Origin of the sequence: Geothrix fermentans DSM 14018 (genome assembly GCF_000428885.1) — a bacterium.
In the GTDB taxonomy this organism is placed as follows: Bacteria; Acidobacteriota; Holophagae; order Holophagales; family Holophagaceae; genus Geothrix; species Geothrix fermentans.
In genome coordinates this window covers 108,476-123,189 of record NZ_AUAU01000011.1, presented here as the reverse complement: position 1 = coordinate 123,189, position 14,714 = coordinate 108,476, and the positions used below count along the sequence as shown (strand labels likewise).

General features: G+C 68.1%; 12 protein-coding genes. 4 read left to right on the top strand and 8 right to left on the bottom strand.

Annotation, left to right across the window (positions count from 1 at the left end):
- Window positions 1-125 precede the first annotated feature (125 nt).
- Window positions 126-767: a YqiA/YcfP family alpha/beta fold hydrolase gene (locus tag G398_RS0105510; protein ID WP_026852852.1), complete on the top strand. Its 642-nt coding sequence runs from the start codon at window positions 126-128 to the stop codon at window positions 765-767.
- Here G398_RS0105510 and G398_RS0105505 read toward each other — a convergent pair.
- Complete coding sequence (locus tag G398_RS0105505; protein ID WP_026852851.1) at window positions 762-1,667, bottom strand: LysR family transcriptional regulator; 906 nt, start codon at window positions 1,665-1,667, stop codon at window positions 762-764. The genes G398_RS0105510 and G398_RS0105505 overlap by 6 nt on opposite strands.
- Before the next feature lie 89 nt (window positions 1,668-1,756).
- Between G398_RS0105505 and amaB the strand changes: the two genes are divergently transcribed.
- The 3 genes from amaB (at window position 1,757) to G398_RS0105490 (ending at window position 6,999) form a co-directional block, all read left to right on the top strand.
- Window positions 1,757-3,271, top strand: coding sequence for an L-piperidine-6-carboxylate dehydrogenase (amaB, locus tag G398_RS0105500; RefSeq protein ID WP_026852850.1), 1,515 nt, complete (start codon window positions 1,757-1,759; stop codon window positions 3,269-3,271).
- A 57-nt stretch (window positions 3,272-3,328) separates the two neighbouring features.
- A complete protein-coding gene (locus tag G398_RS0105495; RefSeq protein ID WP_026852849.1) occupies window positions 3,329-5,077 on the top strand; it encodes a sensor histidine kinase in 1,749 nt (582 codons plus the stop codon).
- 341 nt (window positions 5,078-5,418) lie between these two features.
- Entirely contained in the window at window positions 5,419-6,999 is a 1,581-nt protein-coding gene (locus G398_RS0105490) for a sensor histidine kinase (RefSeq protein WP_157492292.1), read from the top strand.
- Here the strand turns inward: G398_RS0105490 and thiS are convergent.
- From thiS to G398_RS0105455, 7 genes are all read right to left on the bottom strand, one after another.
- A complete protein-coding gene (gene thiS, locus G398_RS0105485) occupies window positions 6,986-7,183 on the bottom strand; it encodes a sulfur carrier protein ThiS (RefSeq protein WP_026852847.1) in 198 nt (65 codons plus the stop codon). The genes G398_RS0105490 and thiS overlap by 14 nt on opposite strands.
- 132 nt (window positions 7,184-7,315) lie before the next feature.
- Entirely contained in the window at window positions 7,316-9,445 is a 2,130-nt protein-coding gene (locus G398_RS0105480) for an aldehyde ferredoxin oxidoreductase family protein (RefSeq protein ID WP_026852846.1), read from the bottom strand.
- 236 nt (window positions 9,446-9,681) lie between these two features.
- Window positions 9,682-10,104 carry a 4Fe-4S binding protein gene (locus G398_RS19370; RefSeq protein WP_052571517.1) on the bottom strand — a complete coding sequence of 141 codons (423 nt, stop codon included), beginning with the start codon at window positions 10,102-10,104 and terminating at the stop codon, window positions 9,682-9,684.
- 110 nt (window positions 10,105-10,214) lie between these two features.
- The gene (locus G398_RS0105470) at window positions 10,215-11,333 is read right to left on the bottom strand and encodes an ABC transporter ATP-binding protein (protein WP_026852845.1); all 1,119 of its coding nucleotides are present in this window, start codon (window positions 11,331-11,333) and stop codon (window positions 10,215-10,217) included.
- Window positions 11,330-12,028: an ABC transporter permease gene (locus tag G398_RS0105465; RefSeq protein ID WP_026852844.1), complete on the bottom strand. Its 699-nt coding sequence runs from the start codon at window positions 12,026-12,028 to the stop codon at window positions 11,330-11,332. The genes G398_RS0105470 and G398_RS0105465 overlap by 4 nt, the downstream gene beginning before the upstream one ends.
- Window positions 12,029-12,192: 164 nt before the next feature.
- Window positions 12,193-13,824 carry an L-glutamate gamma-semialdehyde dehydrogenase gene (gene pruA / locus G398_RS0105460; protein WP_026852843.1) on the bottom strand — a complete coding sequence of 544 codons (1,632 nt, stop codon included), beginning with the start codon at window positions 13,822-13,824 and terminating at the stop codon, window positions 12,193-12,195.
- Between the two features lie 23 nt (window positions 13,825-13,847).
- Window positions 13,848-14,684 carry an ABC transporter substrate-binding protein gene (locus G398_RS0105455; RefSeq protein ID WP_026852842.1) on the bottom strand — a complete coding sequence of 279 codons (837 nt, stop codon included), beginning with the start codon at window positions 14,682-14,684 and terminating at the stop codon, window positions 13,848-13,850.
- Window positions 14,685-14,714 lie beyond the last annotated feature (30 nt).

Genomic DNA, 14,714 nt, shown 5'->3' with positions numbered 1-14,714 from the left:
CCCGGCGAGGAGGTTATGCCACAGACGCAGAAGGCCGCCGGAAGGCGGCCTTCTGCTTTTGAAGAAAGTCTTTCATACGCCAAACCGCGTCGCGGTTTGGCGCAGACCGGGCGCATGATCAATCCATGGCCCTCATCTACCTCCACGGCTTCTCCTCCGCCCCCAACGGCAACAAGGGGCGCATCGTGCGCCAGTGGGCGGAGGGGCGGAGGATCCCGTTCCACGCGCCGGACCTGAACCTGCCCACCTTCGAGACCCTCACCGTCACGGCCCAGGTGGAGGCCGTGGAGGCCCTGGCGCGGAGCCTTCCCGAGCCGCCGGTGCTGGTGGGCAGCTCGCTGGGGGGCTTCGTGGCCACGGCGGTGGCCCAGCGGGGGACGCCCCTGCGGTCCATGATCCTGCTGGCCCCGGCCATCCACTTCGCCGCGCGCCGCATGGCCCATCCCGCCTGGGCCGCCTACCGCGAGCGCGGGGAGATGGAGGTCTTCCATTACGGCCAGGGCCGGCCCCTGCGCCTGGGCCCGGACCTGTTCCGGGACCTTCCGCGCTGGCAGGACGATGCGACCTGGCGCATCCCCGTGCCGACCCGAATTCTCCACGGCCGCCTGGACGAGGCGGTGCCCGTGGCGGAGAGCGAGGCCTACACGGCCCGCAATCCCGGCGCGATCCTGGAGGTCCTCGAGGACGACCACGGCCTGCTGGCGCTGCCTTCGCTGGCGCGCCTTCGGGCCGCGCTGGAGGCCGCCTTCCCGGAGTTCAGCTCATGACCCGAACTCCTCGGGGCTGAGGGACTGGAGGTAGCGCGTGAGGAGGCGCTGCTTCTCCTGGCCGGCCTTCACCTTCTTCTGGTAGATGGAGAAGCGGTCCTCGGCGGGGCGGATGGCGGGAAAGAGGGCCACGAGATCGCCCCGCTCCAGCTCCTCCAGCACCGCGTAGCGCGGGGCGAGCAAGGCGCCCATGCCCTCCACGGCCGCATGGATCATGGCCCGGACGTGGTTCACGGCGATGAAGCGGTCCAGGTGCGGCTGGTCCCGGTCCGGCACCGCCACGAGAAAGCGGTTCCACCAGGCGCCGCCCTTGTCCAGGGACAGGACGGGGCAGCGGGAGAGGTCCGCAGGCACGCGCAGGCGGTGGGCCTTGCGGAAGGCGGGGGCGCAGGCCACCACGTAGGTCTCGCGGAAGAGCGGCGACTTCTTCAGGGCGGGCAGGGGGTGGTCCACGCAGTCGATGACGAGGTCGAGGTCGTCCCTCAGCAGGGGACCCACCAGGTCATGGCTGAGGGTGAAGTCGATCTCCAGGTCGGGGTTCGCCGCCAGGAAGGGCTGCATATGGCGCATGAGGATGCTGCTGCCGAACTCCACCGTGGCCCCCACCCGGAGCCGGCCCCGGGCCTGGGTCTGGTGGCGCTTCAGGTCCTCCGCCGCCGCGTCGAGGGTGGCGAAGGCCTGCTCGCAGGCCTGGTAGAGGCGCCGGCCCTCCTCCGTGAGGCGGAGGCCCCGACCCCGGCGGTCCAGGAGGGGGACGCCGGTCAGGTCCTCCAGCTTGGCCATGGCGTGGCTCACGGCCGACTGCGTGCGGCCCAGGCGCCGGGCGCAGGCGGTGAAGCTGCCCACCTGGGCGAGGGTGTAGAAGGTGCGGAGCTGGGGCAGGTCGAGGAGGGGGTCCATGCCATGAATCGTACTCATGAAGCATGTGAATCGAATGAATTTCGTCATTGATCAATAAAAATGTACTAATGGACCATCGGAGGTGGGCCATGCAGGAGATCCTGAAGTCGCTGGGCATTGCGGATGTGAACCCGGGCGGATTCTCGGGTGAGTGGACGGGCAGCGGGAAGGCCCAGAAGGTTGTCTCTCCCATCCAGGGCGAGGCCCTGGCCACCGTCGCCAACGTCACCCCCCAGGAGTTCGAGGCCATCCTGGCCAAGGCCCATGCGGCCTTCGCTTCCTGGAGGCTCGTGCCCGCGCCCAAGCGCGGCGAGGTGGTGAAGGCATTGGGCGATGAGCTGCGCCGGAACAAGGCGGCCCTGGCTGAGCTGGTCACCCTGGAGATGGGCAAGACCCTGCGCGAGGGTCTGGGCGAAGTCCAGGAGATGATCGATGTCTGCGACCTCGCCGTGGGCCTCTCCCGGCAGCTCTACGGCCTCACCATGCCCAGCGAGCGGAGGCAGCACCGCCTGCAGGAGCAGTGGCACCCCCTCGGCGTGGTGGGCGTCATCACGGCCTTCAACTTCCCCGTGGCGGTGTGGAGCTGGAACACGGCCCTGGCCCTGGTCTGCGGCGACACGGTGCTGTGGAAGCCCTCCTCCAAGACGCCCCTCACGGCCATCGCCTGCACGAAGATCGCCGAGAACGTGCTCCGGAGCTTCGGCTACGACCCCGCCATCTGCAGCCTGGCCATCGGCAAGGGCAGCGAGATCGGCGACCTCATCAACACGGATCCCCGGGTGGCGCTGGTGTCCTACACGGGTTCCGTGCCCGGCGGGCGGCACGTGGGCAAGCTGGTGCAGGAGCGCTTCGGCCGCCACATCCTGGAGCTGGGCGGCAACGGTGCCGTGATCGTCAGCGAGAAGGGCGACCTGGATATCGCGCTGCGCTCCATCTACTTCGGCGCCATCGGGACCTCGGGCCAGCGCTGCACCTCCACCCGCCGCGTCATTGTCCACGAGTCCATCTACGGGACCTTCCGCGACCGGTTGCTGGAACTCTACGGGAAGACGCCCATCGGCGACCCCCGCCGGGACGAGATCCTCATGGGCCCCCTGGTGGACGCCGGCGCGGTGGAGACCATGCTGGCCGCCATCGGGACCGTGAAGGCCCAGGGGGGCCGGATCCTCACGGGCGGCGAGAAGCTGCCCATCTCCGGCGGCTGCTACATCACGCCCTGCATCGCGGAAGTGCCCGGGAACCTGCCCATCGTGAAGGAGGAGACCTTCGCCCCGGTGCTCTACCTCATGCCCTACCGCACCATCGAGGAGGCCATTGCCCTCCAGAATGGCGTGCCCCAGGGGCTTTCGAGCGCCATCATCACCAATGACCAGCGGGAGAGCGAGCTGTTCCTCTCGGTGGCGGGGAGCGACTGCGGCCTGGCGAACGTGAACACGGGCACCAGCGGCGCGGAGATCGGCGGCGCCTTCGGGGGCGAGAAGGAGACCGGCGGCGGCCGGGAGAGCGGCTCCGACGCCTGGAAGGCCTACATGCGCCGCCAGACCAGCGCCATCAACTTCAGCGGCAAGGTAGAGCTGGCCCAGGGCATCACCCTCGAGCTCTGAGGGATCCGCCTCGGGACCGGGATCCGCTAAGCTTTGGGGACCCACCACGAGGCACACTTGCCCGGGCAACTCCTTCCCGTTTCCCGCCGGGGCGATCCGGCGGCCTCCCAGCCCCTGCCGATGACCGCCCGGACGGTCCTGGTGGCCGTCTGGATCGGCGTCGCCGCCGTCCATGCGGCCCTCGCCCCCGGGGGACGGATGGCGGTCTGGCCCCTGAGCTACGCGCTCCTGGAGCTCCTGGCCACGGCAAGTCTGGCCCGCCGGGCCTGGGCCGAGCCCGGCCCGAGCCGCCCGGCCTGGTGGCTGCTGGCGGCCTCCACGGCGCTGGAGGTCCCGAACCTGGCCATCACCCATGCGCTGAGCCGGGGCTGGGACGTCCCTCGGGCGGCGGGGCTGCCGGGCCTGCTCAGCCTGGCGACCGGCATCCTGGTGCTGGCGGGGGTCCTGGCCTTCCCCCGGGCCCAGGAGTCCCGCGGCTTCCTCTGGCGGCGGCTTCAGGATGGCCTCATCTTCGCCGTGGCCGTGCTCTTCCTGCTCTGGGTGCTGGGCGTCCAGGGCAGCCTCCGCGCCGCGGACCGGGGCATGGGGTTCCGGGTCTTCGTGGCCTACCTCAATGCGGCCCTGCTGGGGGGCGGGATCGTCTTCATGACGTCCTACGATCCGGGGCGCATCCGGGGGCCCCTCGGATGGCTCGGAGCCTCGGCCCTGGCCTGGCTCGCCGCGCTGTCCTGCTGGGCCCTGGCGGGCCTGCCTTCCGTGGTGGCCACCCAGGGCTGGATCGTCCTGGCCGGCGCCATCCCGCTCTTCCAGGGCCTGGCGGCCTGGTCCCCCCGGCCGGTGGAGGAGGCCCTGGCGGCGCCGGGCTCCGAGCGGCGGGCCGTGCGGCTGCTTCCCTACCTGCCCGTGGCCATCGCCATCGGCGTCCTGGCCGGGCTGCTCGCCCTGGCGCCGGGGAACGCCACCCGGGGCGCCTTTGCCATCTTCCTGGCCATGGTGGCGCTCCTCCTGCTCCGCCAGTTTCAGTCCATCCAGGACCTGCAGGCGGCGCGACGCACGCTGGAGGACCGCGTCCGGCACCGGACCCGGGCCCTGGAACAGGCCCAGGCCACCCTGCTCAGGACGGAGCGCATGAACACCGTCGCCCTCATGGGGGCGGGCCTGGCCCACGACCTCAACAACCTGCTCTGCTCCGTGAAGAGCTCGGCGGAGCTGGCCGTCCTGAAGCTGGGAGAGGGCGGCCATCCGGGGCCCGAGGAACTCCACCGCATCGCGGGGGCGGCGGACCGGGCCGCGCGCCTCACAAGCCGTCTCATGGGCTTCGTCCGGCGGGAGGAGGAGGATCTGTCCTCCCTGGATCTGGGCGCGGCGGTGAAGGGGCTGGAGACGACCCTGCGGCTCATCCTGCCGCGCTCCGTGGAGCTGCGCATCGACGCCGCCGACGGTACGGGCCTGGTGGTCCAGAGCTCGCGGCTCCGCGTCGAGCAGATGGTGGTGAACCTCGTGGCCAATGCCCGGGATGCCATGCCCGATGGAGGCGTCCTGACAGTCCGGGCCGGTGTGGGCATGGAGGACAGGCCGATGGTCATGCTGGAAGTTGCGGACACCGGCATCGGCATGACCCCGGAGACCCTCGACTGCATCTTCGACCCCTTCTTCACCACCAAGGCACCTGGGAAGGGCACAGGCATTGGGCTTCCCTCCCTCAAGGCGCTGGTGGAGGAGGATGGAGGGCGCATGGAGGTGACCAGCGAGCTGGGTCGGGGATCGCGGTTCAGCATCTTCCTGCCACGGGTGTCCGTGGCCTGATGCGGAGGCCCTTCGGAGCCCCCCGGGGCTCGGTTCTGGGGGCTGTGCCGAAGATCACCATCCGCCGGGCGGGCTCCGGAGGCCTTCCTTCGGGGCCGGGACTTCCTGCTACCCTCAGCCCAAATCCAGACGAGGTTCCCTTGCCCAAGCCCGCGACCCAGCCTCTGGGGCGCCTTCCGGTCCTCACGCCCAGCCTTACGGACGGCTTTCCCCCTGGATGGGCGACCGTGGCTCGGGCGGTGATGCTGGGCACATGGGCGGTCGCGACTCTGGCGCACCTGAGCGTTCCGCCCGGCACTCGGGGGCGCCTCTGGCCTTTGGCCTACCTCGGTTTGGCGGCGATGGCCGGCGCAAGCCTCGCCTACCGTGCCTGGAAGGCCCGCCAGGACGAGCGCCTTGCCTGGGGGTTGCTTGCGGCCTCTGCGCTTCTGGAAGTCCCCAACCTCCTGATCAACTTTCTGCAGATCCTGGGGCGGCTTCCCCAGGGAGCCTCGACCGCCTGTGATCTGCTGACCCTGGGAACGGGGGCCTTGGTCCTGGCAGGGGTCCTGAGTCTCCCGACGGGAGTCTCCCAGGGGCCGATTCTCCGCCGCCGCCTCCTGGATGGCCTGCTCTTCGCGGTTTCTGTGCTCTTCCTGCTCTGGATGCTGGATGCCCACGGGACGCTGCGGTCCGGCCTCCGGCAGCTGAGTGCGCGGGTCATGGTGGACTACATGAACCTGGCCCTGCTTGGCGGCGGCCTGGTGTTCAAGGCCTCCTATCCGTCAAACCGTTTCCGCCCCGTCCTGGGGTGGCTGGGGGCCTCGACCCTCATGTGGGTGGCCGCCATCTCCTGTTGGACCCTCATGGGCCTGCCGCCGGAACCTGCTTTCGAGCGATGGGCCCCTCTGGCCGGCGGGATTCCGGTTTTCCAGGGACTCGCCGCATGGTCGAGTCTGGAGACGCGGACTGATGGGCGAGAGGAACTGATGGGAGCGCGGCTGGGGAGGTTCCTGCCTTACCTGCCGGTTGCGGGCGCCGTGGCGGTTCTGGGGTTCTTGCTGATTTGGACCCCCCGCGCCGCAAGTCGGGAGGGCATCGTGATCTTCCTGGCGATGGTCTCGCTCCTGCTGTTGCGGCAGATTCAGGCCATTGAGGATCTCGAAGCCGCGCGAAGGTCCCTCGAGGCACGCGTCCAAAGCCGCACTCAGGCCCTGAAACGGGCCCAGGACACGATGCTTAGGGCGGAGCGCATGAACACCCTTGCCATGATCGGAGCCGGGCTGGCCCATGACCTCAACAACCTGATCTGCACGGTGAAGCAATCGGCTGAACTCGCGGCCCTCAAACTGGAGAATGGGGCTGGGGGGCCGGAAGACCTGGATCGCATCACCATGGCGGCCGACCGGGCCGCGCGCCTGACGACCCGCCTGATGGGATTCGCCCGCCGGGAGGAAGAGCACCTCTGCTTCCTGGATCTGAGTACCGTGATCAAGGGCATGGAGGGGACCTTGCGGCTCCTCCTCCCCCGGTCTGTCGATCTCTGCATCGAAGCCGCGCCGGGGGTGGGGATGACCGTCCAGAGCTCCATGCTCCGGGTCGAGCAGATGGTGGTGAACCTCGTAGTCAATGCCCGGGATGCCATGCCCGATGGAGGCGTCCTGACAGTCCGGACCGGCGTGGGCATGGAGGACACGCCCATGGCCCTGCTGGAGGTGACGGATACGGGCATCGGCATGGCCCCGGACACCCTGGCGCGGATCTTCGATCCCTTCTTCACCACCAAGCCCGCCGGGCAGGGGACGGGCCTGGGCCTCTCCTCCCTGAAGGCCATGGTGGAAGAGGGAGACGGCCGCATGGAGGTGGCGAGCGAGCCCGGGCGGGGCGCCCGGTTCCGGATCTACCTGCCCCTGATGCCCAGCGCGGGAGTCAGCCCCCGCTGATGAGGTGGATGACCTTCACCACGGCGCCGTCGGGCACCGTGGTGGTGTCGTAGTCCCCCTTCGCCACCAGCGCGTCGTTCACGTGGATGACGAGCAGAGGGAAGCGGTAGTTCCGGGCGCGGAGGATGTCCCGCACGGTCATGCCCTCGTGCCAGGCCAGGGGCTCTTCATTGACCATGATCATCGCAGCGCCTCGATCCTGCATCGTATCGGAAGCAAAAGGAAACGGATCACCACCAAGACACCAAGGCACCAAGAAAGGCTTTATTGAAGTTCTTGGTGTCTTGGTGTCTTGGTGGTGAATCTTCCTCTTTTTCTAGAGGTGCTGCTTCACGACTTCGACGACCTCCGGGAAGGCGTCGAGACCCAGCTCCTTGAGACGCGCCAGGGTGGGCACGCCGTTGGACGTCCAGCCGCGACGGGCATAGACACTGTCCATGAGCTTGGAGAAACGGTCCGTGCGCCACGTGCGGTGGAGGGCCATCTTCTCTTCGGTGCTCTTGCCCGCGGGGTCGAGGCCCATCTCGGTGATGATCTGCTGGTCGTAGCGCTCGGCCCGGGACTCGTACTCCTCCTTCGTCACGGGGCCCAGGGAGCGGTAGGGCGCCGCGTCGTGCTCGCGCAGGCCCTTGCCCATGCGGATGTTGAACACGCGCTGGAAGTTGTAGACCTTGGCGGACTGGACGATCAGCTCCTCCTTGTCGATCTTCACGCCCGTGGTGGCGCTGAAGAGGTCCACGTAGTTCTGCACGTGCTCGGGCACCTTGTGGGCCTCGGGCTGAGAGCTGTTGTCCGCGGGCACCACGTCGTTCCAGGGCAGCTTGCAGAAGCCGTTGAGGCCGAACCAGGTGCGGAAGAGGGGGAAGTAGTAGAGCGCCTCGGCCTTGTCCTCGAAGGTGGGGATCTGCTTGTTCACCATATCCATGAAGATCAGCCAGGCCTCGTCGTGCTGGGGGCCCTTGTTGGTGAGCGCGTAGCCGCCCTGCTGGGCCAGGGACTCCTTGGACATGTACTGGGAGTATTCGAGGCCCTTGTTCTCCATGCCGATGTCGTTGATGAGCTGCGGGTCGCCCCAGCCCTGCTTGATGAGGTACTCCTTCATCTTCTTCACGCCCATGCCGGCGATCTTGCCGAAGCCCTCGCCGCGGGCCAGCTGGTGCATCATCTCGAGGTCGGCCTCGGCGTTGCCCCAGGTCATCTCCAGGCCGCCGGTGCGCTCCTTGTTGAGGATGCCGCGCTGGTAGCACTCCATCACGAAGGCCGTGAGCGTGCCCCAGGTGATGGTGCAGATGCCGTAGGTGTCGCAGTAGAAGTTCAGCTCCAGCAGGTAGTCGGGGTCGAAGACGCCGCAGTTGGAACCCAGGCCCGCCGCGTTCTCGTACTCGGGGCCGTCCACCGTCACCATGTCCCCCTGGTAGGGGCCGGTCCTGAGCACGAGGCCGTCGGCGCCCTTGGCGCAGGCCATGGAGCAGCCGTACCAGCAGCCGTCCACGGTGGCCTGCGTGCAGCGCTGCTGCCAGTAGGCGGAGTCGATCTTGTGCGTGTCGGCGTGGGAGCCGTACTGGAAGTTGTGGACGGGCAGCAGGTCGTAGGCGTCCATGATCTCCACGATGTGGGCCGTGCCGTTGCGGCGCATCATGCACTGGCTGCCGTCGTTCTCGCGTATCTCCTTGTGGTACTTGATGCCGGTCTTGGCGATGGTCTCGGGGTCCACCGGGTGGTTCATGTCGCCCGCGACCTTGGGGCCGCGCACCACCAGGGCGCGGATGCGCTTGTCCCGGAACACGGTGCCGATGCCGCCCCGGCCCGCCTGCTTGAAGCGCACGCACTTGCGGCGGCGGTCGTAGAAGGAGAAGTTCAGCATGCCGATGAGGCTGTGCTTCGCCGCCGCACCGGTGGAGACCACGGAGACGTTGGGCAGGTCCTTCTCGCCCTCGGCGTAGAGGTGCGTGAGCAGTTCCGCCAGCACGTGGCTGTCCTCGGGCCCGCCCTCGATCTCCTCGAGGCGGATGATCCCCTTCACGCCGTCCACGAAGAGGATGACGTCCTTGGCGGCCTTGCCCTGGAGTTCCAGGCCGTCGAAGCCCGAGAACTTCAGCAGGGGGCCGTAGAAGCCGCCCACGTTGGAGTCGATGGGGATGTCCGTCTGGGGCGAGAGGCTCACCACCAGCGACTTGCCGGTGCCTGCGTACTGGGTCATGCCGGCCACGGGCCCGGGGCTGATGACGATCTCGTTCTCGGGATCGTTCCAGCGGGTGGTGGGCTTCACCGCGTTCCAGAGCTGGTAGAGGCCGAACCCGCGCCCGCCGATGAAGACATCCTTCATCTGCTGGGTGACGGGCTTCTCCTTCACCTCCAGGGAGTCCACGTTCACGTAGAGCGTGCGGTTGGTGTAGCCCTTGTCCGGCAGGCTGGGGTGGAAGGGCACCTCCTTGAGGGTGCGCATCCCGGCCCGGAGGGCCTCGAGCCGGTCGAGGTACTCCGTGCGCTTCGTGTAGTCGATGTCCATCACCTTGCTGGGGTCGAAGACGAGCTGGCTCATGAGGGTTCCTCTTTTTGGAAGGGATTCACCACGGAGGCACGGAGAACACGGAGGTTTCACGGAGAAGAACCTGTTTTGAATGCCTTTCTCCGTGTGCCTTTCTCAGTGCCCTCCGTGTCTCCGTGGTGGATATTTGGCGCTCAGATGATCCGGACGGCCGGCTCGGGGACATCCACGATGGACAGGGCGCCGTGGGGGCAGACCTTCACGCAGACGCCGCAGGACGTGCACTTGTGGGGGACGATCCAGTCCGGGTTCCGCATGAAGGCGTCCTTCTCGCAGAAGCCGATGCACATGTAGCAGCCCACGCAGAGCTGCTTGTCGATCATCACCACGCCCAGCTTGTTGCGCTTGAGGGCCTCGGAGGGGCAGACCACCACGCAGTCTCCGCACTGGTCGCAGAGCACGGCCTTGCCGCCGCCGTCCTCGTAGGCCTTGATCTGGAGGGCCGCCTGGGCGGGATCGTCCACCTTGAAGACCTTGATGGCGCACTCCAGCTCGCACTCGTGGTTGCAGTTGCGCCCTGCATCGCACTTCTGGAAATCGATCACCAGCTGTTTCATGGCTCGGAGGCCTCCGGGAACGGACCTTTGACGACACGCCAATCCGAAGTGGTCGAAACCACCCCAGATGCGAGGCTAGTCCGGGCCCAGGCCCCCGGCAAGGAACGCGGTCACACTTCGGCGTCGAGGCCCTCCCGCCGGATGAGGTGGGCCGCCGTGGCCTTGAAGGAGGCCACGATGGCGGCGCCGGGTTCAAGCTCCAGTTCTGCCAGGGATTGGGCGGTCACGTAGGCCGCCAGGAAGAAGCCGCAATCCAGCTCGACCTTGAAGAAGGGCCCCCGGGGAAGCACCCGGACGACCCTTCCCGGGAAGGTGTTCCGGGCGCTGCTGGATTTGTCGGAGTGTAAAGCCAGGGTGACGTGCTCCGGGCGGATGCCCACCAGGACGGTCTGTCCGGGTTCCGCCTCGCCCAGGGCCACCACCTCGGGGGCGTCACCCCCGCGGCCGGGCCTCAGCGTCAGGAGGCCGTCCCCGCTGGCCGTCGCCGGGCCCCGGAGGAGGGTCTCCATGCCCACGAACGCCGCCACGAAGGGATCCCAGGGGTGGTTCATGACCTCACGCAGGCCGCCTGTCTGGAGGAGGCGTCCCTCTTTCATCACGGCCAGGCGGTGGGCGAGCCGCGCGGCCTCGCCCTGGTCGTGGGTGGAGAGGACGGCTGTGCTGCCGGTCTCCGCGAGGATGCGGCCCAGGTCGTCGAGGAGCCCCTCCCGGGCCGGGGCGTCCAGGGCGCCGAAGGGCTCGTCCAGGAAGAGGATCTCGGGCCCCAGGACGAAGGCCCTGGCCAGGGCCGTGCGCTGGGCCTCGCCCCCGGACAGCTGCCGGGCCGGGCGCCCCAGCAGGTGCCCGATGCCCAGGCGCTCGGCCCAGGCCTGCACCGCCGGTTTCCGCAGGGCCGCAGAAACGCCCCTGAGCTTCGGGCCGGTGGCGATGTTCTGGGCCACGGTGGCGTCGAAGAGGAGGGGGTCCTGGAAGACCATGGTCATGCGGCGGCGGTAGGCCTCGCGCTCGCTCCGCCCGTCCAAGGTCGCGCCCTTGAAGCGGAGGCTCCCGCCGGAGAGGGGCAGGAGGCCCGCGAGGGCCAGCATGAGCGTGCTCTTCCCGGCGCCGTTGGGCCCCATCAAGGCCAGCACCTCCCCGGTCCGGAGGTCCAGGGCGGGAATGTCGAGGACCTGGGCGCCGCCGCGATGGGCGCGCAGGTTCCGGGCCTCCAGCAGGATCGGGCGGCTCATCGGGGGCGGTTCCGCTGCTGCAGGTGCGTGAGCACGGCGTTCACGGTGAAGGCGAGGACCAGCAGGAGGAGGCTGAGGGCGAAGGCCACCTCGAAGTTGCCCTTGCTGGTCTCCATGACCGTGGCCGTGGTGAGCACCCGAGTCTGCCCCTTGATGTTGCCGCCCACCATGATGGAGGCGCCCACCTCGGAGATGACGCCGCCGAAGCCCGCCATCACGGCGGCCAGCAGGGGCAGGCGGGCCTCCTTCAGCAGCAGCCACACCATCTGGGGCCGCGAGGCGCCCAGGGCCAGGATCTGCAGCCGCAGGCCCGGCGGCAGGTGCTGGAGGGCCGAGAGGCTGATGCCCGCGATGATGGGCGACGCGATGACGGCCTGGGCCAGGATCATGGCCGTGGGCGTGTAGAGGATCTCCAGGAAGCCGAGGGGTCCGTTGCGCCAGAGCAGGACGGTGACGAAGAGGCCCACCACCACCGGCGGCAGACCCATGCCCGTGTTGAGCAGGGCGATGACCAGCCGCTTGCCGGGGAACTCATTGAGGGCCACGGGGATGGCCACGCCCAGGCCGATCACCAGGCTGATGAGGGTGGCGGCCCCGGAGACTTCGAGGGAGAGCAGGGTGATCCGGAGGACCTCGGGATCCAGCGTGAGCAGCAGCTCCAGCGCCTTCCGCAGGCCCTCCCAGATCAGGTCCATTTAGCAGCCATTCAAAAAAGAACTCACCACGGAGGCACGGAGGCCACTGAGATGACACGGAGAGGAGAACACGGAGCAATGCCGTGTCCTAACGTATCTTCCTCCACGGTCTCCTCCGTGTAGTCCTCTGTGCACTCCGTGTCTCCGTGGTGGATTAGTCTTGGTCATTCCGCTTCGAGGAAGGGGAACTTGAGGTCCCGGGGCGGCGTGAAGCTCTCCTTGATGGTGCGGGGAGAGGTCCAGCGGATCAGGTTCAGGAAGCTGCCGGCCTTGTCGTTGGTGCCCGAGGCGCGGGCCCCGCCGAAGGGCTGGTGGCCCACCACGGCGCCGGTGGGCTTGTCGTTGATGTAGAAGTTGCCGGCGGTGTTGGCCAGGGCGTCCGTGAGGTGGTTGATCACGTAGCGGTCGCGGGCGAAGATCGCGCCGGTCAGCGCGTAGGGCGAGGTCCCGTCCAGCAGGCGCAGGGTCTCGTCCAGCTTGGCGTCGTCGTAGACGTAGAGGGTGACCACGGGCGCGAAGATCTCCTCCTGCATGGTCACGAACTTGGGGTCCGTGGTGAGGATGATGGTGGGCTCCACGAACCAGCCCTTGGCCTTGTCGCCCTTGCCGCCCACGAGGATCTCCGCGTCCTTGGAGGCCTTCGCCAGCCCGATGTACTTCATGGCGTTGTCGAAGGAGGCCTCGTCGATCACCGCGTTGAAGAAGTTGCGGAAGTCGCGCACGTCGCCCATGCGGATCTCGCCCATCAGCTCGAGGAGCTTGGCCTTGAGCTCGGCCCAGCGGGAGGCGGGCGCGTAGACGCGGGAGCAGGCCGAGCACTTCTGGCCCTGGTACTCGAAGCCGGCGCGCACGATGGCCGCGGCGGTCTCGTCCACATCGGCAGAGGCGTGCATGAACACGTAGTCCTTGCCGCCGGTCTCGCCCACGATGCGCGGATAGCTCCGGTAGCGCTCCAGGTTGGCGCTGATGGTCTTCCACATGCCGTTGAAGACGCCCGTGGAGCCCGTGAAGTGGAGGCCCGCGAAGTTGGGATCCTCCAGCGCGATCTTGCCGATCATGGAGCCGCGGCCGGGGATGAAGTTGATGACGCCATCCGGCAGGCCGGCCTCCTGGTAGAGCTGCATGAGGTAGTAGTTCGCCACCACGGAGGTGGAGGCGGGCTTCCAGACCACGGTGTTGCCCATGACGGCCGGGGCCGTGGGCAGGTTGGCGGCGATGGCCGTGAAGTTGAAGGGCGTCACGGCGAAGACGAAGCCCTCCAGAGCCCGGTAGTGCACGCGGTTCCACACGTGGGGGTCGGAGATCGGCTGCTGCTTGTAGATCTCCTCCATGAACTTCGCGTTGTAGCGGAAGAAGTCCGCGGTTTCGCAGGTGCTGTCGATCTCCGCCTGGTAGGCGCTCTTGGACTGGCCCAGCATGGTGGCGGCGTTGAGGATGTATCGGTACTTCGAGGAGATGAGGCTGGCCACCTTGTGGAAGATGGCGGCGCGGTCCTCCCAGGGCGTGGCCTCCCACTGCTTCTTGGCGGCCATAGCCGCGTCGATGGCCAGACGCACCTCGGCTTCGCCGGCCTCGTGGTATCGGGCCAACACATGCTGGTGGTCATGGGGGCAGACGGCCTTCTGGGTCTTCCCGGTGCGCACTTCCTTTCCGCCGATGATGAGCGGGATGTCCAGCTCCAGGGCGTACTGGCGCTCCAGCTCGGCCTTCAGGAGGGCGCGCTCCTTCGAGCCGGGCGCGTAGGGGAGGATGGGCTCATTGTGGGATTCGGGCAGGCTGAAGATGGCGTTGGACATGGGGTTCCCTCCGTCCGGCCCGCCTATTCCGGCCGACCGGCATCAGGAAAGAATAACGGCGAGCCATAGAGTGAAATTCCGAAATCTTTGATGGTGGTCTGCACATCTTTCGACACCATGAAGTCAGCAAAGGCGCGGGCTCCGGGGGTGTTCACCTTGGGATGCCGCGCCGGGTTGACCTCGATGACGTGGTAGACATTCAGGAGGGCCGCATCGCCTTCGCTGAGGATCTCCAGGCCGAGTTTTTTGCGCAGGGCCAGGTAGGTGCCCCGATCTGACAATGTGTAAGCCCGCTTCTCGGCGGCCACGGCCAGGGTCTGGCCCATGCCGAGGCCCGTCTGCTGGTACCAGGCCTGGCCTTCGGGTTTGAGGCCCGCCGCGGCCCAGAGCTTCTTCTCCTGGGCATGGGTGCCGGAGTTGTCGCCCCGGGAGATGAAGACGGCATGCCCGGCCGCGAGAGCCTGGAGAGCGGCCGGGGCGGCTTTGCCGCGGACCTTTGCGGGGTCCGCGGCGGGGCCCAGGAGCACGAAATCGTTGTGCATGACGATGCGGCGGTTCACGCCGGAGCCCTCGGCCATGAGGGCCTTCTCGGCGTCGGGCGAATGCACGAGCAGCACGTCCGCCTCGCCCTTCCTGCCCATGGCCAGCGCCTGGCCCGAGCCCACGGCGATGGTCTTCACCACATAACCCGTCTGCTTCTCGAAGCGGGGGATGAGTTCGTCCAGCAGGCCCGAGTCCTGGGTGCTGGTGGTGGTGGCGAGGATGACGGTCTTCGCCACGGGCGGGCCCGCCTGGAGGCCCGCGCAGGCGAGGGACGCCGAGAGCAGCCAGGTCCAGCCAGGGAGTCTCGGGGTCCGCATGGTCGCCTCCGGTGCGATGGGTTTCACAGG